Annotated in this window: 30 protein-coding genes; 18 read left to right on the top strand and 12 right to left on the bottom strand. The window is 65.6% G+C overall.

What is annotated here, in order from left to right; genetic code table 11:
• The 3 genes from B1C78_RS05900 to B1C78_RS05910 form a co-directional block, all read left to right on the top strand.
• Window positions 1–775, top strand: a 775-nt coding sequence (locus B1C78_RS05900) for a tetratricopeptide repeat protein (RefSeq protein ID WP_217698009.1), incomplete at its 5' end; no start/stop codon positions are given.
• Window positions 776–967: 192 nt separating this feature from the next.
• Complete coding sequence (locus tag B1C78_RS05905) at window positions 968–1,330, top strand: group I truncated hemoglobin (protein ID WP_077278229.1); 363 nt, start codon at window positions 968–970, stop codon at window positions 1,328–1,330.
• Between the two features lie 30 nt (window positions 1,331–1,360).
• Entirely contained in the window at window positions 1,361–1,633 is a 273-nt protein-coding gene (locus tag B1C78_RS05910; protein WP_077278230.1) for a DUF4242 domain-containing protein, read from the top strand.
• Window positions 1,634–1,819: 186 nt separating this feature from the next.
• Here B1C78_RS05910 and B1C78_RS05915 read toward each other — a convergent pair whose 3' ends face one another.
• The gene (locus B1C78_RS05915) at window positions 1,820–2,530 is read right to left on the bottom strand and encodes a glutathione S-transferase (RefSeq protein WP_077278231.1); all 711 of its coding nucleotides are present in this window, start codon (window positions 2,528–2,530) and stop codon (window positions 1,820–1,822) included.
• A 25-nt stretch (window positions 2,531–2,555) separates the two neighbouring features.
• Window positions 2,556–2,954 (bottom strand): PA2779 family protein, encoded by a 399-nt coding sequence (locus B1C78_RS05920; RefSeq protein ID WP_139349822.1) that lies wholly within the window; start codon window positions 2,952–2,954, stop codon window positions 2,556–2,558.
• A 115-nt stretch (window positions 2,955–3,069) separates the two neighbouring features.
• On the opposite strand from B1C78_RS05920, the gene B1C78_RS05925 reads away from it, so the two are divergent.
• The 3 genes from B1C78_RS05925 (at window position 3,070) to B1C78_RS05935 (ending at window position 5,995) form a co-directional block, all read left to right on the top strand.
• Window positions 3,070–3,915, top strand: a complete 846-nt coding sequence (locus B1C78_RS05925) for a hypothetical protein (protein ID WP_245795332.1) — start codon at window positions 3,070–3,072, stop codon at window positions 3,913–3,915.
• Window positions 3,878–4,993, top strand: a complete 1,116-nt coding sequence (locus B1C78_RS05930; protein WP_245795333.1) for a hypothetical protein — start codon at window positions 3,878–3,880, stop codon at window positions 4,991–4,993. The genes B1C78_RS05925 and B1C78_RS05930 overlap by 38 nt, the downstream gene beginning before the upstream one ends.
• Before the next feature lie 126 nt (window positions 4,994–5,119).
• Window positions 5,120–5,995: a TraB/GumN family protein gene (locus B1C78_RS05935; protein ID WP_175628244.1), complete on the top strand. Its 876-nt coding sequence runs from the start codon at window positions 5,120–5,122 to the stop codon at window positions 5,993–5,995.
• 3 nt (window positions 5,996–5,998) lie between these two features.
• Here the strand turns inward: B1C78_RS05935 and B1C78_RS05940 are convergent, their stop codons facing one another.
• On the bottom strand, window positions 5,999–6,601 hold the full coding sequence (locus B1C78_RS05940) for a DUF502 domain-containing protein (RefSeq protein WP_077278234.1): 603 nt from the start codon (window positions 6,599–6,601) through the stop codon (window positions 5,999–6,001).
• A 174-nt stretch (window positions 6,602–6,775) separates the two neighbouring features.
• Here B1C78_RS05940 and B1C78_RS05945 point away from each other — a divergent pair, with 174 nt between their 5' ends.
• From B1C78_RS05945 to B1C78_RS17790, 3 genes are all read left to right on the top strand, one after another.
• Window positions 6,776–7,348: a TetR/AcrR family transcriptional regulator gene (locus B1C78_RS05945; protein ID WP_077278301.1), complete on the top strand. Its 573-nt coding sequence runs from the start codon at window positions 6,776–6,778 to the stop codon at window positions 7,346–7,348.
• A gap of 171 nt (window positions 7,349–7,519) precedes the next feature.
• Window positions 7,520–7,906, top strand: a complete 387-nt coding sequence (locus B1C78_RS05950; RefSeq protein ID WP_077278235.1) for a cupin domain-containing protein — start codon at window positions 7,520–7,522, stop codon at window positions 7,904–7,906.
• A 212-nt stretch (window positions 7,907–8,118) separates the two neighbouring features.
• Entirely contained in the window at window positions 8,119–8,763 is a 645-nt protein-coding gene (locus B1C78_RS17790; RefSeq protein WP_245795334.1) for a hypothetical protein, read from the top strand.
• Window positions 8,764–8,826: 63 nt separating this feature from the next.
• Here the strand turns inward: B1C78_RS17790 and B1C78_RS05960 are convergent, their stop codons facing one another.
• The gene (locus tag B1C78_RS05960) at window positions 8,827–9,699 is read right to left on the bottom strand and encodes a hypothetical protein (protein WP_077278236.1); all 873 of its coding nucleotides are present in this window, start codon (window positions 9,697–9,699) and stop codon (window positions 8,827–8,829) included.
• A gap of 314 nt (window positions 9,700–10,013) precedes the next feature.
• Between B1C78_RS05960 and B1C78_RS05965 the strand changes: the two genes are divergently transcribed.
• On the top strand, window positions 10,014–10,814 hold the full coding sequence (locus B1C78_RS05965; protein ID WP_077278237.1) for an ABC transporter permease: 801 nt from the start codon (window positions 10,014–10,016) through the stop codon (window positions 10,812–10,814).
• A 271-nt stretch (window positions 10,815–11,085) separates the two neighbouring features.
• On the opposite strand, the gene B1C78_RS05970 is transcribed toward B1C78_RS05965, so the two are convergent.
• The 3 genes from B1C78_RS05970 to B1C78_RS05980 form a co-directional block, all read right to left on the bottom strand.
• Window positions 11,086–11,472: a DUF3775 domain-containing protein gene (locus B1C78_RS05970; protein ID WP_077278238.1), complete on the bottom strand. Its 387-nt coding sequence runs from the start codon at window positions 11,470–11,472 to the stop codon at window positions 11,086–11,088.
• A gap of 102 nt (window positions 11,473–11,574) precedes the next feature.
• Window positions 11,575–11,871, bottom strand: a complete 297-nt coding sequence (locus tag B1C78_RS05975; protein ID WP_077278239.1) for a DUF2288 domain-containing protein — start codon at window positions 11,869–11,871, stop codon at window positions 11,575–11,577.
• 108 nt (window positions 11,872–11,979) lie between these two features.
• Window positions 11,980–12,414 (bottom strand): thioredoxin family protein, encoded by a 435-nt coding sequence (locus B1C78_RS05980; protein WP_077278240.1) that lies wholly within the window; start codon window positions 12,412–12,414, stop codon window positions 11,980–11,982.
• Window positions 12,415–12,570: 156 nt separating this feature from the next.
• On the opposite strand from B1C78_RS05980, the gene B1C78_RS05985 reads away from it, so the two are divergent.
• From B1C78_RS05985 to B1C78_RS06010, 6 genes are all read left to right on the top strand, one after another.
• A complete protein-coding gene (locus B1C78_RS05985; RefSeq protein ID WP_077278241.1) occupies window positions 12,571–12,915 on the top strand; it encodes a hypothetical protein in 345 nt (114 codons plus the stop codon).
• 83 nt (window positions 12,916–12,998) lie between these two features.
• Window positions 12,999–13,535, top strand: coding sequence for a glycine zipper 2TM domain-containing protein (locus B1C78_RS05990; RefSeq protein ID WP_077278242.1), 537 nt, complete (start codon window positions 12,999–13,001; stop codon window positions 13,533–13,535).
• A gap of 54 nt (window positions 13,536–13,589) precedes the next feature.
• Entirely contained in the window at window positions 13,590–13,910 is a 321-nt protein-coding gene (locus B1C78_RS17795; RefSeq protein ID WP_245795335.1) for a PepSY domain-containing protein, read from the top strand.
• The gene (locus tag B1C78_RS06000; RefSeq protein ID WP_077278243.1) at window positions 13,910–14,596 is read left to right on the top strand and encodes a response regulator transcription factor; all 687 of its coding nucleotides are present in this window, start codon (window positions 13,910–13,912) and stop codon (window positions 14,594–14,596) included. Before B1C78_RS17795 ends, B1C78_RS06000 begins: the two co-directional genes overlap by 1 nt.
• Complete coding sequence (locus B1C78_RS06005) at window positions 14,593–15,870, top strand: ATP-binding protein (protein WP_077278244.1); 1,278 nt, start codon at window positions 14,593–14,595, stop codon at window positions 15,868–15,870. Before B1C78_RS06000 ends, B1C78_RS06005 begins: the two co-directional genes overlap by 4 nt.
• Window positions 15,871–16,029: 159 nt before the next feature.
• Window positions 16,030–16,395 (top strand): hypothetical protein, encoded by a 366-nt coding sequence (locus B1C78_RS06010; protein WP_077278245.1) that lies wholly within the window; start codon window positions 16,030–16,032, stop codon window positions 16,393–16,395.
• Between the two features lie 161 nt (window positions 16,396–16,556).
• Here the strand turns inward: B1C78_RS06010 and B1C78_RS06015 are convergent, their stop codons facing one another.
• Window positions 16,557–16,856 (bottom strand): hypothetical protein, encoded by a 300-nt coding sequence (locus B1C78_RS06015; RefSeq protein WP_077278246.1) that lies wholly within the window; start codon window positions 16,854–16,856, stop codon window positions 16,557–16,559.
• Window positions 16,857–16,889: 33 nt separating this feature from the next.
• Window positions 16,890–18,092, bottom strand: coding sequence for an alkaline phosphatase family protein (locus tag B1C78_RS06020; protein ID WP_077278247.1), 1,203 nt, complete (start codon window positions 18,090–18,092; stop codon window positions 16,890–16,892).
• Between the two features lie 397 nt (window positions 18,093–18,489).
• Here B1C78_RS06020 and cspE point away from each other — a divergent pair, with 397 nt between their 5' ends.
• Window positions 18,490–18,693: a transcription antiterminator/RNA stability regulator CspE gene (cspE, locus tag B1C78_RS06025; protein WP_012636760.1), complete on the top strand. Its 204-nt coding sequence runs from the start codon at window positions 18,490–18,492 to the stop codon at window positions 18,691–18,693.
• 91 nt (window positions 18,694–18,784) lie between these two features.
• Here cspE and B1C78_RS17600 read toward each other — a convergent pair whose 3' ends face one another.
• Window positions 18,785–18,937 carry a hypothetical protein gene (locus B1C78_RS17600; protein WP_175628245.1) on the bottom strand — a complete coding sequence of 51 codons (153 nt, stop codon included), beginning with the start codon at window positions 18,935–18,937 and terminating at the stop codon, window positions 18,785–18,787.
• 12 nt (window positions 18,938–18,949) lie between these two features.
• Between B1C78_RS17600 and B1C78_RS06030 the strand changes: the two genes are divergently transcribed.
• Complete coding sequence (locus tag B1C78_RS06030) at window positions 18,950–19,882, top strand: carbohydrate kinase family protein (protein WP_077278248.1); 933 nt, start codon at window positions 18,950–18,952, stop codon at window positions 19,880–19,882.
• A 166-nt stretch (window positions 19,883–20,048) separates the two neighbouring features.
• Here the strand turns inward: B1C78_RS06030 and B1C78_RS06035 are convergent, their stop codons facing one another.
• Both B1C78_RS06035 and B1C78_RS06040 read right to left on the bottom strand, forming a co-directional pair.
• Entirely contained in the window at window positions 20,049–21,605 is a 1,557-nt protein-coding gene (locus tag B1C78_RS06035; protein ID WP_077278249.1) for a SpoVR family protein, read from the bottom strand.
• A 1-nt stretch (window position 21,606) separates the two neighbouring features.
• The gene (locus B1C78_RS06040) at window positions 21,607–22,890 is read right to left on the bottom strand and encodes a YeaH/YhbH family protein (RefSeq protein WP_077278250.1); all 1,284 of its coding nucleotides are present in this window, start codon (window positions 22,888–22,890) and stop codon (window positions 21,607–21,609) included.
• Window positions 22,891–22,907: the final 17 nt, after the last annotated feature.

Here is a 22,907-nt window from a genome sequence, read left to right on the forward strand (position 1 = left end):
CCAGCGCGCGCTGGTATGGCTGGACAGGGCCGAGAAGGCTGCCATCGGCTGTCCCGATGAACTGGCCGCCATACACGGTGTGCGGGGGATGAACCAATCCGACGCGGCCGATTACGCACAGGCCATCGCAAGCCTGCAGGCGTCGCTGGCACAGGCAGGTGTGCGGGCGCAGCACCAGCGCGCGCTGGCCCACTCGCTGCTGGGCCGGGTGCACCTGCTTGCCGGGCGCCATGACGCCGCCCGCGAGCATCTGAACAAGGCGGTTGAGGCCGTGGATCAGGCCCGATGGCTCGCCTTTCGCCCCTGGCCGGAGGCCCTGCTGGCAGAGGTCGACATGGAGGAAGGTCGGGTCGATGCCGCCCACGGCCGGCTGGAACAGGCCTTTGCCCTGGCCTGCCAACTGGGCGATCCCTGCTGGGAGGGGGTGACGGCGCGCGGGCTGGGGCTGGTGGAGGCGAGGCTCGGCCATCACGACCTCGCACTCGTCTGGCTCGAAGATGCCCGAAGGCGCTGCCTGCGTCCGGCATCGCCCTACCAGTGGGTGCACGGCTGGATCCTGGACGGCCTCGCGGAGGCGTCACCGCCGCGCGACGCCAACCGTGCGGTCGCGTGGGCACATGCCCTGGAAGCGCTTGCCATGCGTGGCGTGATGCGTGAGTTCATGGTACGGGCCTGCCTGCATCGCCATCGGCTGGGCGACGCGGATGCCATGCCCGCCGCCCGCCTGCTGGCCGCGGACATCGATAGTCCGCGGCTGCAGCGCATGGTGCATTGAGTGGTTCGCGCTCCACCGGATAGGGGTTGCTCAGCAGCGGGGTGGCAAGCGCTGGTGGACGCATGCTGATCACACGCGGGTTCACACGCCTCACGGGGAGCATGGCCTGCGCAAGGCACGACAGCCTTGCGTCCTGTGCTTATCACGGGCCGCGGTTTCGCGCCCGGCCCCGGCAGAGAGAGGAGGTCAGCCATGTCTCTGTATGAAGAAATCGGCGGTGAGCAGTCCATCCAGGCGGCGCTGGACCGCTTTTACGAAAAGGTCATGGGCGATCGACGCGTGAGCAGATTCTTTGACGGTCTCGACGTCGAGCGTATCAAGGGCAAGCAGAAGGCCTTTCTGTCCATGGCGTTTGGCGGACCGCAGAACTACGACGGCCGCGACCTGAGAACGGCGCACGAGCGGGCGGTCTCCCAGGGACTTCGGGAGGGCGAGTATGAAGTGTTCATGGGCCATTTCCGGGACACGCTGGAGGAACTCGGTGTCCCCGGCCCCAAGATCCGGGAGATTCTGGATATCGCCGCCACCGGTCGGGACGATGTCCTGAATCACTGACTGGATCGCTCTACGGGAGGACAAGAAGCCATGACCACATATGTGATCGAAAGAAACCTGGGGCAGGTCAGCGACGCGCAGTTGCAGGAAGCGGCTGCGTACTCAAAGCAGGTACGCAACGAAAGGTTCCCGGACGTGGGATGGGACCGCTCCTACGTCGTGAAGACCGACTCGGGCCTGCTCACATTCTGCATCTACGAGGCCGAGAGTCCGGAACGGGTACTTGAACATGCCCGGGCCGCAAACCTGCCCGCCGACAGGATTCACGAGGTGGTCATGGTCGTGGACCCCGAGGCGCTGTAATCCGAGGTACCGGGGCCGCTTCCGGGTTGGCGGTTCCGGTACCCGGCGGTCAGTGCGTAGGCCGGATCCGGCGCAGCCGCATCCGCCATGCCCGGCTGAGGCATGGCGGATGCGCTTCGTTTGTCCGCCCTGCGTCTCTCGGCTTGCCTGTGAAAAATCTGCCTGGCGATTACGGTTTCCCCGGGGTCAGCCGTCCAGCCCGGGGTAGTGGCGGAAGATGCCGTCCTCGTTGAACGGGATGCGCCGGTCCGAGTCCAGGTAGGCAGCGATCTCCGGGCGACGGGCGATGCGATCGTGCAGGGTGATCAGCCCGGGTATCGATGGCTCCAGGCGCCGCATCATGCGCGGGAAGGCGTAGCGCAGCCCCGCGATCACCTGGAACATGGACAGATCCACGTAGGTGAGGGCGCGGCCCGCCATGTGGCCCCGGCCCGTAGTGTTGGCGGCGAGTACCCGCTCGAAGTAACCGAGCAGTTCGGCGGCGCGTTCGCCGGTGAAATACGCCGAGCGCCGCTTCGCCTCCCGTTGCTGGTCCTCGTAATAGAGGTGCGCGCCGACGGGATGGTGCGTGTCGTGCACGTCCACGATCAGGTCCTCCACCGTGAGCTGGAGCTGATGCAGCCACAACCGCGAGGACTCGGCCCGCGGCGACAGGCCAAGGCGGGGACCGAGAAAATGCAGGATGTTCGCGGTCTGGGCGATCAGCAGGCGTCCGGCGCGAAGGAACGGCGGCGCGAAGGGCGGTCGCGCAAGTTTCGGGTCCTCCAGCACATCCAGCATGGCCTGCATGTTCTTGCGGGCGACGTCCACGTAGTCCGCGCCCGCCGCCTCCAGTGCCAGGCGCACGAATTCACCCCGGCCCTGGATCGTCGGCCAGTAATAGAGTTCGTAGCGCATCCCGCCGCCCGGGGACCGCGACCAATCAGACCAGCAGGATAATGATGATGATGATCAGCAGCAGCTGGATCGTCGACAGGCTGCCGCCCGCGGGTAGCTCGGTGATCTGCCCGGCGAGTTGTGCGACCTCCTCATCGGTCATCTGATCCACGCGCTTGTGGGCCGCCGCCGGGTCCACGCCCAGCTGCACCAGTTCCTGCTGCACATCCTGGCGCTGCAGCTGCTCGATCAGTTGTGCGCGTTCTCCTTCACGCAGCAGTTCGTTGGTGCCCACCATGCCCGCCTGCAGCGGTACGATTGGTATGAGCAGCATGGCCAGCAGGCCGACCATCAACCCCGTTATTCTTCTCCAGGACATGGCGTGACCCTCGAATATCGTCGTGACTCGAACGGGTTTCAGGCGTATCGCGGCAGAGGCCGGCATACGCCCTCCCCGTGACGCTATCGGGGCGATTTGCGTAAAGTCAACGAAGTTTCGAATGTAATGTGACCCGTTGCCGATTGCTTTCGCTCCGGCAACCACGAGGGAGCAGTGACGGATGCAAACCCTGTCCTACAGGCACTGGGTGGGCCGGCTGGTCAGCCAGGAGGAATTGCGGCTTATGCTGGCGCTGCTGGTGCTGCTCGTCGTGCTGCTGGCGATCGGCGGCGTGCTGCCGCGACTCAGCGACGGTCCAGTCGTGCTGGTGTGGGTGTTGCTCTGGCTGCCGCTGCTGGGGCTGCTGTTCTGGCGCCGCCGCCTGGCGCGCCGCGCCTGGCTTCGGGTCTACCTGAGGGACACCAGTCCGTGGTCCGCCAGGTTGCGCGGCGGGGTCCTGATGCTGCTCGGCCAGGCCCTGCTGGCGGCGGTGTTCGCCCTGGCGCTGCTCCTCTCCCTGGCCCGGGGTATCGCGCCTTCCGTCTGGGTCGTGCTGATCCTTTCCGTGCCGTTGTGGTCCAAGGTCTGGACGCTGGCGGGACGCGGTCTTCAGCGACATGCCAGCCCCGAGTTCCTGCCCGTGACGGCGGGGCGGGCCGTGGTCTGGGCATCCGGAATCGTGCTCGTGCTGGGCCTGGGCATTCGCAGCCTCTGGCAGCCGGTGCCGGACCTGGGTGAGGTGACTCTGTACGACACGGTCCGCCATTACGCCGCGGAACAGGACGTCCGCAGCACCGTGCTGGGGGGACTGCTGTCCGTTTTTGCCGTGCTGGAGGGTGTGCCCCACTGGCTGGCGCAGCACTGGTTCGATGGCCTGCCGGGTCTGGGTCTGAAGGTGATCGCCTGGATGGTGGTGCTGGTGCGGGAGTGGCTTTTCGTGTGGCCCTTGCTGCTGCTGTGCGCGGCCGTCTCACATATGGTCTATCGACATGAACACCGACACGAACCCGGCCATTCCGGCCCCTGATGCGCAACGCCATCACCTGGCCTACCTGCTGGCGGTGGGCCTGCTCATGGCCGGGCTCCTGTGGACACTGACAGCGGACGATCCCTGGGATTGGGTCCTGCCCGAGCGCGTGGGCGTGGCGATCGGCGAAGAGGTCTATCTGGTGCCCGAGCGCCAGCTGGCCCGTCTGTCGGCCACCCGGCCCGAATGGCTCACCGATGCCGAGAGCCGGGCGCTGGATCGCATGGAAGCCGCTGTGCACGACGAGCTCGATGGGCTTTTCGTCGGTGTTCATGACCGGGTGCCCGGGTTCGTGGACTGGTACTACTCCGTCCCCGGCGCCACGCTCCGCCTGGTCGCGGCGATGCCGAACCCGTTCTGGCGCAACCGCACGGAGTTCATCACCACCGCCATCGGCTCGCGTTTGTTCCCGGAGGATACCTGGGAGACGGATCTGGAGGCCGTGGATCGGGCGCTGGGCGAGGCGTACCGGCGCGAGCTGGCTGCACTGGAGGCCCAGTGGCTGGCCTGGTTGGCCCGCGAACTGGCGTCCTACCGCCAGGACCACCCGCTGTCCCCGGACCGGGAGACCGTGGACTTCAACCGGCGCCTGCAGGCGCATCTGGCGCAACTCCCGCACAACGACCACATCGGCATCCAGGCGGCGGCCGGGCTGGGTGGCGGTGCGCTGCTGGCCCGCGCCGCCATAGGCCGGGTGAACGCGCGTGCGGCCAGTGCCCGGGCCGCCACCCGGCTCAGTTCCCGGGGTACTGCGGGCGCCAGTGCCGCGGCATGCGGTCTCACCGGTCCCCTGGCCGTCGGTTGCGGCGTACTGGTGTTCAGCGGGGTCATTCTAGGCACCGAGTGGGCGCTGCTTCGGATGGACGAAGCACTGCACCGGGACGAACTGGAAGCGGCCCTGCACCGCAGCGTCGACGCCCTGCACGAATCCATGCTGAACGAGTACGGGGAACCGCTGTTGGCCCTGTTCCGTGCAAGCCTCACCGATCTCAATGCGAGCGTGCAGGGGAGCCTGCGCCCCATCGACCGGATCCGCGCCGCCTCGCCCGCCACGCCGGAACCGGTGCCGGGCGACTGACCCCGGGCTCTGCCGGGGGTACTGCGACGAAGCGCTCAGTTTCGCCTGTCCCGGCGGGGTGCGCCGCGTCGCCGATGTATCATGCGCGCAGCATTGATGTCTCACCACGCACAAGGGAGCCGCGGCATGGACGTGAAACGGATCATACGGAACATTTTTCTGCTTTTTCTCATCGGTGCCGCCTCCGGCGCGGTACAGGCGCAGGGACCGGCGCTCTGGGAGGTGCGCGACGGGGATGCCACGCTGGTCATCATGGGCTCGGTACATTTGCTCCGGCCGGACATCCACTGGCTGAACCCGGAGCTTGAGCGGCGCTTTGATGCCGCCTCGCGGCTGGTGCTGGAGGTGGGAGACCTGCAGGCCGCCGAGGCCGTGATGATGCGCTTCATCCACGAGAAGGGGTTCTACCCGCCCGGGCAGAGCCTGGCCGACGAACTGGAGCCGGCCACCTTCGAAAGGGCGCTGGCCCTGGCGGAATCCCTCGGCGCCGCGCGTGCCGAATTCGCACAGATGCGCCCCTGGCTCGCCGGCATCATCCTGACGCAACTCTGGGCGGCCAGTCATGGCTACGATCCCGGTTTCGGCGTGGACATGGTGCTGAATCAGCGCGCCGCGCGTACCGGCAAGCCGGTGATCGGTCTGGAGAGCGCGCAGGAGCAGATGGAGATCCTCATCCACGGCCTGGGTGAGGACGCCGAAATGATCATCGAGCAAACCCTGACGCAGCTGGAGGACCGGGATTACATCGACGCCCTGGTCACCGCCTGGCTGGAAGGCGACATGGAGGTCCTGGACCGGCTCATGCGCGAGGCCTTCGCGGATTACCCGGAGGCCTGGGAGGTGCTCATCGCGCAACGCAATCGAAACTGGGTCGTCGAGATCGGGCACATGCTCGAGACGCCGGGCAGCGAGTTCGTGGTGGTGGGCGCCGCCCACCTGGTGGGACCGGACAATGTGCTGGACCTGCTGGATGCCCGGGGCTACACGGTCGTTCGCCGGTAATCATCAGCTTCGACCGTTCTCCTTGCGTGCCGATACGCCCGCCGTGAGCGCATAGCGCATGGCGTCCTCCAGCGAGAGGTCCAGCTTCTCCACCCGTTTGCGCGGCAGCATCAGCGTGTAGCCGCCGATCTGGTAGCTCATGGGTGTGTAGACGGCGATCGTGTCGTCACCGCCGAGATTGTCCGGCAGGCCGGTGAAGTCTTCCCGGGTGATGAAGCCCACCAGCTTGAAGTCGGTGCCCGGAAAGCTCACCAGCACCGCCTGACCGAAGCGCTCGTGGATGTCGCCCGAAAGCAGACGCGTCACGTCGCGCACCGTACCGTGGATGGTCTTCACCACGGGGATGCGCTCCATCAGGCCTTCCAGCCAGTCGAACAGCCCTCGCACCAGATATGCCCGCAGGAGAAAACCGAGGGCGAGGATGAGCACGAGCCCCGCGAAGATCCCCAGGCCCGGAAAGTACAGCAGTTCGGGCAGGATGGCCTGCAAGATGCCGCCGAGCACCTGTTCCAGTGTGCTGCCGATCCACCACAGCAGTGCCAGGGTGATCATGATGGGCAGAATCGCGGCGAGGCCGGTGAGGAATGTGCGGGCTAGGTTTGGCATCGCGGGCTCCAGGCAGGTCGAGGTGAACCGATGCTAACCCATCCGCCCTCCGGGAATCGCGCCGAAGCCGCATGCCTGTGCACCGCTTCGCATTCCCCGCGCGCCCGTCACTTGACGCCGATGGCGCTTCACGTATGCTTATGAATGGACCAATCGGTCTATTATGGGATGACGATGCGTACTACCAGACAACGGCTGCTGGAAGAGGGTCTGGCCCTGCTCCTGCGCCACGGTTACAACGATCTCGGCATCCAGGCCCTGCTGGACGCCACAGGCATTCCCAAGGGTTCCTTCTACCACCACTTCCGCAGTAAGGAGGACTTTGCCCTGCAGGTGGTGGATCACTACATGGCCGAAGTGCATGCCGGCCTCGACGCCTGCCTGGGAGACCGGTCGCGGGCGCCGCTGGAGCGCGTGCGCGATTTCTTTGAACTCTCCCGGGAAAAGTACCGCCGCGAAGGCTACATGGGCTGTCTGCTGGGCGGGCTTGGGCAGGAACTGTCCGGCGTGAGCGAGGCTTTTCGCTACAAGATCGAATGGTGTTTCTCCGAGATCGCCGGGCGAATCGCCGTATCCCTGGAGGAGGCCCGTCAGTGCGGGGATCTGCCCGCGGAGACCGACGTGCATCACCTGGCGGGCCTGCTGCTGGACTGCTGGGAGGGTGCGGCCCTGCGCAGTCGCCTGCGCCGCGATCCCGCGCCGCTCGAGGCCATGCTCGACTTCTATTTCCGTGCTGCCGTGTCCTGAACCCCCGCCCCACATGGATGGGCCGATCCCCTTGACGTCCCGGCATGGGCAACTACACTCCAGACTAGACCGATTGGTCTAATTCTGTGATTGTCCGTCAGGCGTCCTGCCCTGTTTGTCCAGGCGGCCAGGGATGGGCCCGCGGACACCTGTCCAACACGGGAGGAAACCATGCGCATCGCGAGATCCGAGGTACCCGAAGTATTCAACGTCACCGGCGCCGTGGCGCGCCAGGTGCTTGGCTTCGGCGACGCGACCGACTATGGCGCCATGACCGGCGAGTATTTCTCGCTGGCTGCCGGCACCGACATCACGCCCCTGCTGAAAGGCCTGAGGGAAGACCTGTGCCAGTCGCCGCACTGGGGTTACATGATCCAGGGGCGTCTGACCGTCACCTACAGCGACGGCGAGCAGGAGACCGTACGCGCCGGCGACCTTTTTTACTGGCCCCCGGGTCACACGCTCAAGGTGGACGAGGACGCCGAGATCATCCTGTTCAGTCCACAGGTGGAGCACTGCGCCACGCTGAACCACCTGAAGGGGCAACTGACCAGCTGAACAACCGGTTGCCCGGCGCTGGCCGGTGGCCTATCGCGATGCTTGCGGTCGATCGGCCTGTCTCGCTTGCTCATAGGGCGGCCCATGGCCTCCAATTCGACGGCGGGCACGGCCCGCCCTGTGTTTCTCCTTCCAGAGACGGCGCGAGACAGGCCGGGAGACCACAATCACTCACGATCCCTGGCGCAATATCCGGGCTAAAATGAGCCGTGATGAATCACAGGCGCGCAACCTTCTCGGCCCCGGGCGTGGTGCAGGTGCTGCTCGCCTTAGTGCTCCTGTCCCCTGCTATTGCGGCAGAGGCGCCCGGCGAGGTGTCGCCGCCCTCCACGCAAACCGTGCGTGGTGTCAGTGAGAGCGACGCGGCTGTCTTCATATATGCCGGTCAGTGGAGCGCAAACCGCTTCGGGGAGATCGTGGGCTTGCGGTCGAATTTCCGCAGCTCGTATCTGGCCGCGGCGGGCGCCTCGCGCGTTCTGCATCGTTTCAACGAGCACCTGCACCTGGAGGGCGAGATCAACGCGGCCCGTCACTGGGGAAAGCAGCACCACTTCGAGCTCAATGCCGCCGCCAGCCTGCGCTGGACCACGTTTCCGTGGGATCGCTTCCTGAACACCTCGATTGCCCACGGCTTCGGGCCGTCCTATGCCTTCGAGCGTCCGCCCATCGAGACGCGTGAGGACCGGCGTGCCACCCGTGTGCTCGTGTTCATGGTGACCGAAGTGACCACGGCGCCTCCACACAGTACGCCCTGGGAAGGCTTCGTCCGCATTCACCATCGCTCGGGGGCGTATGACGTGGTCAGCAGGTCGGCCGGGTCCAATTTCGTTACCGCGGGGCTCCGTTACCGCTTCTGAGATCTGCGGGTTGGTGCCTGCCCCGCCACAACGCCCCTGCGGCGGTGTCCGGCGTGGCAACGGCTACCTTGCCACGGGGTGACGCTCACCCTCCACAACCACCCAGTGCCGGCCTTCCTCGAACCGGAACTCAATGGGGTAGTCGAAGCGTCGTTCGCTGTAGAAAGGGGAGTCGGGCGCGAGGTAATGCGTCGCGGCATGGCGCGGCAGGGTGCGCAATTCTTGCGGCTCAAGCAGGGGTGCCAGCCGTGCGATGACAGACAGTGTGCCGCGATGGACGACGGGCTCCTGGCCGCGATATTCGCGCTCCACCACCGCGCGGATCAGGTCCGCGTAGTCCACCGTCAACACGCGATAGGCCTCACGATCCGGCAGTTCCAGTTCGTGGCGCTGGCGCTCCAGCAGGCGATCTTCACTGTCCCGGACCAGCAGTTCGAGGGCGTGCATTCCTGCGCGTTCGCCTCGCGTGATCAGGGCGATGTCGATGCCCCGGCCGTCACGCCGGTGCGTGGCACGAACGTCCGCAACCGTCTGACGGGCGTCAAGCATCTGCTCGAGATAGCCCTGACGAACCGTGAGCGCCGTGTGTTGAGCGTAGAGTTGATACGCGCCCAGAAAGGCAGCGACTATGGCCGTCGCAATCAGAATGTGGGCCCGGCGGTGCTCGATGGCCAGCTCACTGGCCTCGAGTGACAGGGACTGCATCCTCCGGCCAAACAGATAGCCGACTGTGCTGCAAATCAGGACAGCGGCCGTGAAGCCGGCGATGGCCAGCCCGTAGAGGAGGGTGCCTGTACCCTCTCCCCACGGGCCTTCGCCGTAAACAATCAGAAACAGGACAGTCACGCCGAGACCGGTGGCAATAGCCACCGCGCCGTAGCCGAGGATGATTCCCCACAATAACCCGACCAGCAGGTACTTGCGCACCAGATCCATGACTTTTCAGCCCATCTCCCGGCTCGACCGCCGACAGCGGACGCCATAACTTCAGACAGACTCGTAGAATAAACACCCGCCCCGGGGATTGCCATTTCCCCCAGTGGGAAGAGGCTTCCGTGCATTTCACGGTCAGCCTGCTGCGGGAAACGTTCGGCACCCATTACAATGCATGTTGCCGGCTGATTCGATCAGGACGGCCGGCGATTTGTTGCCGGCGCATCGTCGACCGATAGATCCATCCACGTTGGACATCCTGTTCGGATGCCCGGAACGGACACCACACTGGACACCCCTCCACCCTGTTGCCACTGATGTCCCCCGTCTCTCCCATCCGCATTTACGCCATGATCCTGCGCTACCTGTACCTGTTGCGCGGGTCGTGGCCGCGCATCCTGGAGCTGGCGTACTGGCCGACGGTGCAGATGATCCTCTGGGGCCTGATCACGCAGTTCTTCACGGGCCACAGCGAGTGGGTGGCGCAGGCGGCCGGGATCCTGATCGCTGCAGTGCTGTTGTGGGACGTGCTGTTCCGGGCCCAGCTGGGCGTGACGCTGCCCTTCTACGAGGAAATGTACTCGCGCAACCTGGGGCACCTGTTCGTGAGTCCGCTTCGGCCCTGGGAACTGGTGGTGGCGCTGCTCGGGATCAGCCTGGTGCGCACCCTGATCGGCGTGCTGGCGGCGGCGCTGCTGGCCATTCCGCTGTATCACTACTCCATCTTCGAGATGGGTTTGCCGCTGCTCGCATTCTTCACGCAACTGCTGGTGATGGGATGGGCGCTGGGACTGATGATCAGCGCGCTGGTGCTGCGCCTCGGGATGGGGGCGGAGAGCCTGGCGTGGGTGGGTGTGTTCGCGCTCGCGCCGCTTTCGGGCATCTACTATCCGGTGGAGACGCTACCCGACTGGCTCGAGCCGGTGGCGCTGGCCCTGCCCTCGGCGCACGTCTTCGAGGGCATGCGCGCGGTGCTGATCGACGGCGTCTTCGACACCGGTCACTTCCTCGCCGCCCTGCTCCTCAACGGCGTCTACATCGCCTTCGGCGTGGCGGTCTTTCTATGGTCATTCCAGTCGGCGCGACGACGGGGGGCCTTGTTGCAGATGGGGGAGTGACCGTTTGTTAACCACGAAGCTCACGAAGGATTCCTGGAATGGGACTGCGTTGCCCGCATTGGATGGTGCACAGATCATTGACATGAGGGGCACTGGCGGGATTGGTCGTTATGACTCTCGCGAAGCCGCGAAGCCCGCAAAGATTGCGAGCGTGCGGAAAAGCCATACAGCCCGACAGCCCAATTTTTCCTTGGCGGGCTTCGCGGCTTTGCGAGAGAAATGCTTTTCTTCGTGTTCTTCGTGAGCTTCGTGGTTCAAAGAACAAGAGCCGCTAATCCTCGCAGCTGTACCCCAGCAGTGCGAGGCCTTCGGTGAGGTAGTCGGACACCAGGGGGGTGGCGATGAGGTATTCGGCAGTGGTGGGGGTCCAGTTGTCCTTGGCGTCCTCGACGGCCATGTCCCATTCGTCGGCCTCGTAGTCGCCGCGGCCCAGCCACATCAGCGCCACCAGCTGCACCTGCTGCTCGGGGTCCAGGTCGTCGATCTGGGTCTTCAGGTCCAGATAGGTGAGGTCGTCGGCGTGATCGGCCAGGATCTGCATGGCCCAGTCGTCGCCGGGGTTGCCCGGCTCCTCGGGGATCACCACCTCCTCCTTGGCGTGAAACTCGCGGGAACGCGCAATGACGTCGCAAACGATCTCGGGATTCATCTCCAGCATGGGCAGCCTCCGGAGTGTGTGGCCAGACCGAACACCCGGCGGCACAACACCCTCCGGGCCCTGACCGGGATCATAGATCACCCGAGCGGCGCCGACCCGTGCCTATTGCTCCTGTACCACCACCCAGGGCGCGGCCACCACCGCCCGGAACCTGGCGCTGCGGTCCTGCCAATCCCGCGCCTGCTCGTCCGTGGCGGGGTTGACCTGACCCGTGTCGAGCCAGCTGGTCATGGTGTCCTTGTCATCCTCCACCATGCGGGCGGCCACTTCCACCAGGTCCAGTTCACGGGCCACGTGGATGACCACGCCGCGCGCGAAATGGCGCTCCAGTTCGGACCAGGAGATAGGGCCGGTCTCGGCCTCGAGTCTTGCACGCAGTTGTTCCGGGCTGTCGGCCATCAGCAGCGCACCGGTTGCGAGAGACAGGTTAGAAGATACAGCCAAAACACCGGAACGGGTAGGGTTTTGTTCCAGTCCGATCCGATCCATGCCGGCTGTGCCAAGGCCCTACATGGGTACGCCCTGGTCCCTGTCGTCGTCGTCCGTATCCCAGGCGCCCACCAGATCGCGGATCTGCTGTTCGTTGCGAGAACCGGTCAGCATGCGCTCGATGCGCCCCTCGCTGATGACCACCAGCGTGGGCGTGCCTATCACACCGAGCCGGCGCACCAGTTCGCGTTCCTCCAGCGCGTTGATCTTGACGATGTCATTGCGCTTGTCCAGCAGGGGATTGATGACCATGGACGTGGGTCCGCACACGTGGCAGCCGGGCCGCCAGAAGTACAGGATCAGCCGCGGTTGGTCGAGGTGACGCGGCGCCAGCACGTCATCCAGCCGCGGCGCAGCCCGCCCGCGCTGGTTGCGGGTGCGCCACAACAGCCAGAACTGTGACGCCACCAACAGGGCGATGAACAGGAATGTGTACCAGCCGAATCGCGTCATGGCAGTCGTTTACGCATAGACGTAAGGAAGCGCTTTCGCCTTACCCCTCTCGCCTCGCTCCTCACGCAAGAATCCCGTTCAGGTTGAGTTCAGTGCCCTGCAGGCACCCTGACACTGCCGGGCGATGTGCCCGCAAGCGAACGAGGAGAAGCCGTCATGCGAAAATCCATCATCCGCCTCGGCGCCGGCGTACTGGGCGCCGCCCTGCTGCTGCCGGGCATGGCCATGGCCGGACACTACGGTTACGGCGGCCCGAGCAGCGTGACCACCATCACTTACCATACGACCCACGTGCGCGGCGGGCCGCCGGCCTGGGCCCCGGCGCACGGCTATCGACACAAGCATAGCCCCCGACACCACTCGCGCCACTACCGGGGCTACCGCAAGCCGGTGGTCGTGCACCAGCCGCCGGTCTACCACCGGGCGCCCAGAACGGTGTATCACGCGCCCCCGAGCCGCAGCACACTGGACTTCACGGTGCGCTACAGCACGCAGTTCTGACGCGACCCGGGGGTTCAGTCCGTGTTCAGCGGGTCTCCGGCATGCTGGGCACGGACCATCCCCCATAGCGAGGAGACACAGCCATGAAATCCCGAATTCTGTTGACCTCCCTGGCCCTGACGGGGCTTGTCCTGGGCGGAACGGCCCAGGCCTACGACCGGCCGGGCGGTGTGTTCTATGACCAGGCACGGGTGGTTGACGTGCGGCCCATCAAGGAGATCGTGCGCGTGGCGAGCCCCCAGGAGGAGTGCTGGACCGAGCCCGTGCGCCATGTGCATCGCACCGGTCCCGATACGGGCACCTACGCGCTGACCGGCACCATCATCGGCGGCGTGCTGGGCAACCAGGTCGGCAAGGGCGACACGCGCCGGGCCGCTACGGCCATCGGTACCGTGGCCGGTGCCATGATCGGTGCCGATATGGCCCGCAACCGCCAGCAGACGCAGGTGTACACGACCCACGAGCAGCACTGCCGGGTGGTGGACCGCTACTACGAGGAGGAGCGTCATGCGGGTTACCGGGTGACCTACCGCTACCAGGGCCGGGAGTACACCCGCAACATGTCCTACAACCCCGGCTCCACGGTCAGGGTGAGGGTCTCGGTGGCGCCGGCGGACTGAGAAAGCAACACCGCGCCACTTCCACGCCGGGGCTGAGGCGGTAAACTGGGACACATGATGACATCCGTTCCGTCTGCCGTGCTTCGGCCCGCCGCACTGGCGGTGCTGCTCCTCGCTTTCGGCGCCTTCGCGGTGCCGGGCGTTGCGGGCACGGTGCTTGAGCCCCCCGGCGGGCACGCCATGGAGCTGGCACAGGCCAACGGGGTCTCCCTGGATCAGGCGGTGGCCCAGGTGCAGCGGCGTACCGGGGGGCGTGTGCTGTCCGCCGAGACGCGCATGGAGAACGGCGAACCCGTGCACCACATCCGGGTGCTGACGGACAATAACCGGGTGCGCACCATCCGCGTGCACGGCCATACCGGGGAGTGGCTCTGATGCGGGTCGTGGTGATCGAGGACGAAGCCCCCCTGCGCGAACAGTTGCGCGAGCGGCTGGAGGCGGAAGGCTGGATGGTGGACACCAGCGCCGACGGTGAGGACGGCCTGTACCAGCTTACCGAGTACCCGGTGGACGTGGCGGTGGTGGACCTGGGTCTGCCGCGCCTGCCGGGGCTGGAGGTCATCCGCCGCCTGCGCGCCGGGGGCGGCAAGGTGCCGGTACTGATCCTCACGGCCCGCAGCCAGTGGCAGGAGAAGGTGGAAGGCCTGGAGGCGGGCGCGGACGACTACCTGGCAAAGCCGTTTCACATGGAGGAACTGGTGGCGAGGATCCGGGCGCTGGCCCGGCGCGCTGCGGGCAGCACCGACGGTCGACTGACCCTCGGTCCCCTGGTGCTGGACACCGGTGCCCAGACGGTCACCCGGGACGGCACGCCGGTCTCCCTGACCACCTTCGAATACCGGGTCCTCGAGTATCTCGCCCGCCACGCGGGACAGGTGGTCTCCAAGCAGACCCTCACCGACTACCTCTACGCCCACGATGACGACCGGGACTCCAACGTGCTCGAGGTGCTCATCGGCCGATTGCGCCGCAAGCTGGACCCGGACGGCACCCTGACCCCCATCGAGACCCTGCGCGGACGCGGATACCGGCTGAACCTGGTGGACGCCGGGGATTCATGAGTTCCCTCAGCCTTCGGGTGGGGCTGATCGCGGCCCTGGTGGTCGCCGTGTTCGCCGTCCTGACGGCGCTCGCGCTGGAGCGCGCGTTCCGCGACAGTGCCGCCCAGGCACTGGACGAGCGCCTCCATGCCCAGCTTTACCTGCTCATGGGTATCACCGAGGTGGATGCCGCGGGCCGCGTCAATCTGCCGGAACGGCTGCCGGAAGCGCGTCTCATGCTGCCCGGTTCGGGGCTGGTGGCCGAGGTGCGCACGCCCGACGGCGAGCCCCTCTGGACCTCGCCCTCGGCCCTGGGCCGCGACCCGGACGCGGATGCCCTGCCGTTTTCCGTGAACCTCACGGTGAACTGGGAATTGGAGGAACGCCTGTACCCGCTGGAGTTTCACATTCGCGAGGATCGCGCCGCCTTCGAGGCGCAGATCGCGCAGTACCGGCGCAGCCTGTGGGGCTGGCTGGCGGCCATGGCGGTGCTGCTCCTGGCGGCCCAGGCGCTGGCGCTTCACCAGGGGCTCAAGCCCCTGCGCCGGGTGGCGCGGGAACTGCGCGCGGTGGAGCAAGGCCGGCAGCCGGGCCTGCAGGGGCGCTACCCGGTGGAGCTTCGGGGTCTGACCGACAATCTCAATACACTCGTTCACCACGAACGCGCCCAGCTGGCGCGCTACCGTGACGCCCTCTCCAACCTGGCTCACAGCCTGAAGACGCCGCTGGCCGTCCTGCGTGGCAGTCTCGACAGCCGTGAGCCGGACCGCAGGCAGTCCGTGGAGCAACTGGAACGCATGGAGCGCATTGTGGCCTACCAGCTTCAACGTGCCGCGACGTCCGGGCGGACTGCCCTTAGCGCACCCGTGGCAGTTGCACCACTGGTGAAACGCCTTGGCGTCACGTTGGCCAAGGTGTATGGCGACCGACGGGTGGACCTGGAGGTCGACGTGCCCGATGACCTGCAGTTTCGCGGCAACGAGGGCGACCTGATGGAACTGCTCGGGAATCTCATGGACAACGCCTGGAAGCACGGCGGCAGCCGGGTGCGGGTGGACGCCCGGCAGGACGACCGGGGCCTGGAACTGACGGTGAGCGACGACGGCCCCGGCATCCCGCCCGGCCAGGTGCCCACCATTCTCACCCGCGGCGGCCGCCTGGACGAGCAGGTCCCTGGGCAGGGCATCGGCCTGGCCGTGGTGGCCGACATCGTGGCCGCCTACGAGGGCGAGATCGAGATCGACCAGTCTCCCCTCGGCGGCGCCCGCGTACGAATCCGCCTCCCCGATGGGTGAGAGTGATTCAAGATTCAAGATTCAAGATTCAAAGGAGGAGGCTCATTGCCCACGTTCAGCCTCTCTTTGAATCTTGAATCTTGAATCTCGATTCACACCCCTGTTACTTGGACTAAACTCACATTCCCACTTCCCAATTCACCCTTCTCACTTCCAAACGTGTCCCTCTCGCCCATCCAGGCCGCCCTGCTGCCCCCGCCGATCCGGATCGACACCGATCCGGCCTGGCATGCGCCCGTGCGGGGCGAGGCGCAGCGGGGCGGCGAGGAGCCGGTGCGCCGGCCGACCGCGCCCACCGGGGGCGAACACACGGCCGAGCAGCGCCGGGACCGGCGCGAGCGTGAAATGCTGGGCCGCCTGCGCGTGGCGCTCGCCGAACCGGAGACGCGGCCGGCCAACGTGATGCGGCGGGGGTCCCAGGTTGCCCTGCCGCGCACCCCCGCCGACGCGCTGGATCAGCGCATCAGCGCCTTGCTGGGAGACAGCGGGAGCGGGTCGTTGCGAAGGCTGGATGTTAGAGCCTGACGGCTCAGTGGCAAGTGGCAAGTCTCAAGTGGCGAGGGAAACCACCCTCACCCCGGCCCTCTCCCTGAGGGAGAGGGAGTAACGCCCCTCCCCCCGCATCGCGGGGGTTGGAGAGGGGCCTTGCCACTTGAGACTTGAGACTTGCCACTGTCGGTCGCGCGTCACGCGCGACCGACATTCGAGTCCGTCGGCGAGTGGTAGTAGTCGCTGTCCCGGGCCATCTCCTCGATCACCCGCTTGAGTTCCGCGAGGCGCTGTTCGGCGGTGGCGATGGGGGCGCAGTCCTCGCACATGGGGTCGCCGCAGGGTTGGCGGCTGTAGAGCCAGTAGTGCACTGCGCCGGCGAGCATGCCGTCGGCCACGTCCCACGGGTGGTTGTCCGGGGTGTCGGCCGCCAGCCGGTTGGCCAGTTCCACCGTTTCCGTGGCGGCGGTCTCGTAGATGTCCGGGATGTCGTTCATGGGGGGTGACCTCGTGCAGGAGCCTCCATTCTATCAGACGTGCGCGGTGATCAGCGGCACCAGGCGTTCCTGCGCGCTCAGACCGCCGTGCACGCCCACCATGCCGGGCGGGGCCTCCTGGGGCAGCGGGTCCATGATCATCCAGCCGTCGTGCATGAGCAGCGTGAAATCGCCGATCCGCCCGGACAGCGCGGGGTGCGGCGTGCCGGGGCCGAACCAGCCCGCATCCAGCAGGACGCTGCTCTCCACCAGTATCAGGCAGTGCCCGAACCACTCGCGAACGAGCGCGGAAAAGCGCTCGGCACGGTCGGGGCGCACATAGGCAAAGGCAACGCGGGGTTCACCGCACAGGGGATGCGACAGGCACTCGATCACCTCGGGGTGCGCATTCAGGTCGAGACGTTTCGGTGCATCGATCATGCCGTGGTCCGCGGTCAGCAGCACCAGGGTGTCGCTGCCGGCGATCTCCCCGAGCAATTGGCCGAAGCCCGCGTCAAGTTCAGCCAGATGCGCGTACAGTTCCGCGCTCTGCGCGCCGTGGCGATGACCCAGGCTGTCCAGCTCGGGCCAGTAGGCGTATGTGAACCCGGGCCCGTCCAGCACTGCGCAACGGGTCTCGTGAAAGAAGCCGGGCAGATCGTCGAAGACATAGCCGCGGGCGGCGCCGGTGACGCTGCGATTGAAGGGCGAGTCGGCAATGTTGGCCGGGCTGATGCAGTGGCTCGGCACCGGCACGCGTTCGAACAGCGGCTCCAGGCGCAGCAGATCCCTGGGTGTCACCTCCAGGTCCGTATAGCTCGGACCCTCACCCCGGGGTCTTCCCGGCAGCACCGCCATGACCGTGTCCAGCGTGTCCAGGTAAACGTACCAGCCGGTGAGTCCGTGACAGGCCGGCGGCTGTCCGGTCAGAAAGCACGTAATCCCTGCAGCGGTGGTGGTGGGGAATACGGACGACAGCGTGGCGGTTTGGTGCGCCGCAAACGTGGGGCAGTGGCCATCACGCAGCATGATCTCGCCCAGGCCATCGATCACCATCAACAGTACGTGGCGGTGGCCCCGGACCGCGTCCGGTGGGAGGGCCTTGAGCGGGGGGCACCGGGAGGGGCCGTCATCGGTGTCCATCCCCAGCCCCAGACCGATGCTGGTCATCAGGTTGGCGATCCCCTCGCCGGTGAAATTCGGCGGTGACCAACCGGGCTGAAGGGGCACGGGACTACTGGCCTGCGTTGTGGACATGCCGGGGAGGGTAACGCCACGACCCCCGTTTCACCAGTACCCGGATCGTCACCTGAACGTGGAATCAGGCAGGTGAGCGGTGCGTTTTCGTGACCCGGGCGTGGAATATGCATAGGGCCATGACGCCCATCATTCGCAGCGGCCTGATTAGAGCCGAGTGTGCGACTGAAGTGTGCATCTGTGCACAAGGTCGCGCACCGGGCGCGTGAACACTGCGTGACAACGACAAAAAAAAAGTGGCGCGCCACCGAAAAGTTGCGTAGGTTGTAGCGGTGGCGGATCGTTCGTTTGGCCACCTTTCGCGTGGCGGCCGGGTAGGCGGCCGCGCCCAGGGGCCCTGAAATGACCTGCGCATCAACCGTGAGTGTTCAATTTTTTGCTTTTGAGGTAGGAGTCCATGGCAACTGGTACTGTGAAGTGGTTCAACGAATCCAAGGGATTCGGTTTCATTACTCCCGATGACGGTGGCAAGGACGTATTCGTCCATTTCAGCGCCATCAGCGGTTCCGGATTCAAGACCCTGGCCGAAAACCAGAAGGTCAGCTTCGATGTGCAGGATGGTCCCAAGGGACCACAGGCGGCCAACGTCGTCGCACAGTAAGACCGGAAATCGTACCCGGGAGGCAACCGAACCTCCCGCGTGAGCCCCGCCTCCCAGCGGGGCTTTTTTAATGCGATTCAAAGTTCAAGATTCAAGATTCAAAGGGGGCGCTGAGGCCCATGCCGGATGCCCGCCCCTTTGAATGTTGAATATTGAATCTTGAACTTTGAATCGCTTCCCCGCTGCCTTGCAGGTCACGGGTGCCTTCGGTAAGGTCGATGGCCTTTAACGCCTCGATTTTCACCAGGGAGCATCCATGTCTGCACTGATCTGCGGTTCCATCGCCTACGACACCATCATGGTTTTTCCAGACCGGTTCAGGAACCACATCCTGCCGGACAAGGTGCATATCCTGAACGTGTCGTTCCTGGTGCCGCAGATGCGCAGGGAGTACGGCGGCTGCGCGGGCAACATCGCCTACAATCTCAAGCTCCTGGGCGACGAACCCGTGCTCATGGCGACGGTGGGCGGCGACTTTGCACCCTACGCCAACTGGCTGGACGAGAACGGGATCAGCCGCAAGCACGTCAAGGTGCTGGATGACATCTACACCGGCCAGGCCTTTATCACCACGGACCAGGACGACAACCAGATCACGGCGTTTCACCCGGGGGCCATGGGTGAGTCGCATCGCAACAAGGTCACGGATGCCAATGGCATCAGCATCGGCATTGTCTCTCCCGACGGGCGCGACGGCATGATCCAGCACGCGGAGCAGTTTGCCGACAGCGGCATCCCGTTCATCTTCGATCCCGGCCAGGGCATGCCCATGTTCGACGGTGATGACCTCAAGCGTTTCGTCGAGCAGGCCACCTGGGTCACCCTCAACGACTACGAGGCCCAGCTCATGAGCGAGCGCACCGGTCTGAGCGTGGAGCAGATGGCGGAGCGGGTGAAGGCCCTGGTGGTGACCCGCGGCGGCGAGGGTTCACTGGTCTACACCGACGGCAAGTGTCTGGACATCCCGGCCGCCAGGGCACGGGAGATCAAGGATCCGACCGGCTGCGGCGACGCCTACCGCGCCGGCCTGCTGCACGGCCTCATGCACGACATGGACTGGGAAACCACCGGGCGGATTGCCTCCCTCATGGGCGCCCTCAAGATCGAACACCACGGCACCCAGAACCACCGCTTCAACCAGGACGGCTTCGCGGAGCGCTTCCAGCGCGAGTTCGGCTATCGGTTTTGATTACGGTGTGTGGAGAAAATCCAACGCAAAGGCGCAAAGACGCAAAGGAACGCAAAGAATCCTGAGCGCAGATAAGGCCGGCTTCGCCGGCCTTATCTGTTTTTCTTGAAAGATCTTGCGGCCCTTTGCGTCTTTGCGCCTTTGCGTTGAGTCTTTAAAATCCTTCTCAGGCCAGACGCAGATCCGGCTCCACGTCTTCGTAGGCGTTGAGGAGGTCCTCGCTCCTGGGGTCGACTTCGACGAGACTGACCGGATAGCCCCATAGGTTGGCCAGGTGGCGAAGCACCATGAGCGTGTTGCGCTCCTCCAGCAGGCGGCCGTCCAGCACACGGTGCTCCAGGATCAGCCGACGGTCGCCGGTGAGGTCCACGTCCACCACCTGGATGTCCGGCTCGTGGCGAGCCAGGTCGTACTGGGCGGCCAGCGCGCGGCGAACCTCCCGGTACCCGGACTCGTCGTGGATCGCCTCCACTTCCAGTTCGTCGTCGTCGGCGTCGTCCAGCACGGAGAACAGGCGCCATTCGCGCATCATGCGCGGGCTCAGGAACTGAAGGATGAAACTCTCGTCCCGATATTCCGCCCAGGCGGTCTTCCAGGTGCCGAGTGCATCCTGGTTGCCGGCAAAATCGGGGAACCAGCGCCGGTCCTCGTCGGTGGGCTTCTCGCAGATGCGCTTCATGTCCTGCAGGATGCCGAAGCCCAGCGCATAGGGGTTGATCCCCGAGAAGCGCCGGTCGTCGAACTCCGGCTGAAACACCACGTTGGTGTGGGCGTGCAGGAATTCCATGAATGATCCGTCGGTGATCTGCCCGGTCTCGTGCAGGCGGTTCATGATGGCGTAGTGCACCGTTGTGGCGCAGCCCTCGTTCATCACCTTGGTCTGTTTCTGCGGATAGAAGTACTGGGACACCACCCGCACGATGCGCAGGATCTCCCGCTGCCAGTGCGCAAGCTTCGGCGCCCGCTTCTCCAGAAAATACAGCAGGTTCTCTTCCGGCAGACCGAGGCTGCGCCTGCGCGCGTCACCGTTGGGATCCTCGTCTCCGTCCTCGTCGGCACGCTTGGGCAGGGTGCGCCAGATGTCGCTGAAGGTCTGCTCCTCGAAACGCCGCCGCTCGCGCTCGCGCTCCATCTCCCGCTTGAGATTCATGGGCTGGCGCCGCGGGTAGCGATGCACGCCGTGGCTCATGAGCGCGTGGGCCGCGTCGAGGATCTTCTCGACCTCGCCGGCACCGTAGCGCTCCTCGCACTCGCTCACGTAGCGTTTGGCGAAGTCCAGGTAGTCGAGGATGGAGTCGGCATCGGTCCAGGCCTTGAAGAGCTGGTTGTTCCGAAAGAAATGGCTGTGGCCGAACGCCGCATGGGCCATGACCAGCGTCTGCATGGTCATGGTGTTCTCCTCCATGATGTAGCACAGGCACGGGTTGGAGTTGATGACGATCTCGTAGGCGAGCCCCGTCATGCCCTTGCGATACAGCATCTCGTCGCGGGCGAAGTGCTTGCCGAAGGACCAGTGGCGGTAGAACAGCGGCATGCCCATGGAGGAATAGGCATCGAGCATCTGCTCGGAACTGATCACTTCCACCTGGCTGGGGTAGGGGTTCAGGCCCATCTCGTCGACCGCGATGCGCTCGATGGCGTCGAAGGCCTTGCGCACCAGCCGGTAGTCCCAGTCCGGGCCGGTGTAGAGGAGGCGGGCGTCGGATTCGAAATGGCTGATCATCTCAGGCCCTCAGCTCCGCCGGGGTGAACAGATCCTGGAACACCGGAAAGATGTCCGCGCGCTTCTTGACCTTGCGCATCGCCATGGGATGCCCCGCCGCCACCAGTTGCTCGTAGACCTCCCACAGGTCGCTGGCCGACTCCCAGCCGCGTTCCTCCGCCACCTCGATGTAGGCGAAGTAGCGGCACACGGGGAGGATCACCTCTTCCAACATCTGCACCACCGCGGGGTTGTCGGCCGGGGTGTTGTCACCGTCCGAGGCCTGCGCGGCGTAGATGTTCCATTCCGCCGGGGAGTAGCGTTCGCGCACCACCCGCTCCATCTCCCGAAGCGCCGGCGAGACCAGTGTGCCGCCCGTCTCCCGGGAGTAGAAAAAGGTCTCCTCGTCCACCTCCTGGGCGATGTGGGTATGGCGGATGAACACGATATCCACGTGCCGGTAGCGCCGTTCCAGGAACAGGTACAGCAGCATGAAGAAGCGCTTGGCCAGGTCCTTCATGTCCTCGGTCATGGAGCCGGATACATCCATCAGGCAGAACATCACCGCCTGGGAAATGGGTCGCGGCACGGGCACGAAGCGGTTGAAGCGCAGATCGATGGGATCGATGTAGGGGATCAGCCGGGAGCGTCGGGTCAGCGCCTCACGCTGACGGATGAGTTCGCGCAGTCCCTCGGGATCTTTTCCGGTACGCTCCAGGCGGTCGATCTCCCGGTCCAGGGCCAGAATCTCCTCGCGCTTGGGGCGGCGCAGGGCAAGCCGCCGCGACAGCGAGTTGCGCATGGTGCGCGTGAGATTGAGACTCGCCGGTGATCCGGTGACGGAGAACCCGGCGCGCTGGATGCCCTGCTGTTCCACCTTGGAGAGCTGGGTGCGGGCCAGTTCCGGCAATTCCAGGTTCTCGAAGAACAGATCCAGAAACTCGTCGCGGCTGACGGTGAACTGGAACTCGTCCTCGCCCTCGCCGTCCGGACTGCCGCCCGAGCCGCGTCCGCCCCCTCCGCCATCAGGCCGCGGGATGCGATCGCCCGCGTGATACTCCTTGTTACCGGGCACCACGTGACGGCGCGTGCCGGTGTCCCTGTCCTTGCGAAACGAGGGTTCCTGCAGGCCGTCGGAGGGAATGCGGATCTGTTCCTCCCCGTGACCCACCTCGGTAACCTTGCGCTTCGCCGACACGTCGCGCACCGCGTCCAGGATCTGTCGCTTGGCCCGCCGGATGAAGCGCTGGCGGTTGGCCAGGCTCTTGTCCTTGGGGTTGAGGCGCCGATCGACGATATTGACCACAGCCCTGATTCCCTCCG

This window comes from Thioalkalivibrio denitrificans (assembly GCF_002000365.1).
Taxonomy (GTDB): domain Bacteria; phylum Pseudomonadota; class Gammaproteobacteria; order Ectothiorhodospirales; family Ectothiorhodospiraceae; genus Thioalkalivibrio_A; species Thioalkalivibrio_A denitrificans.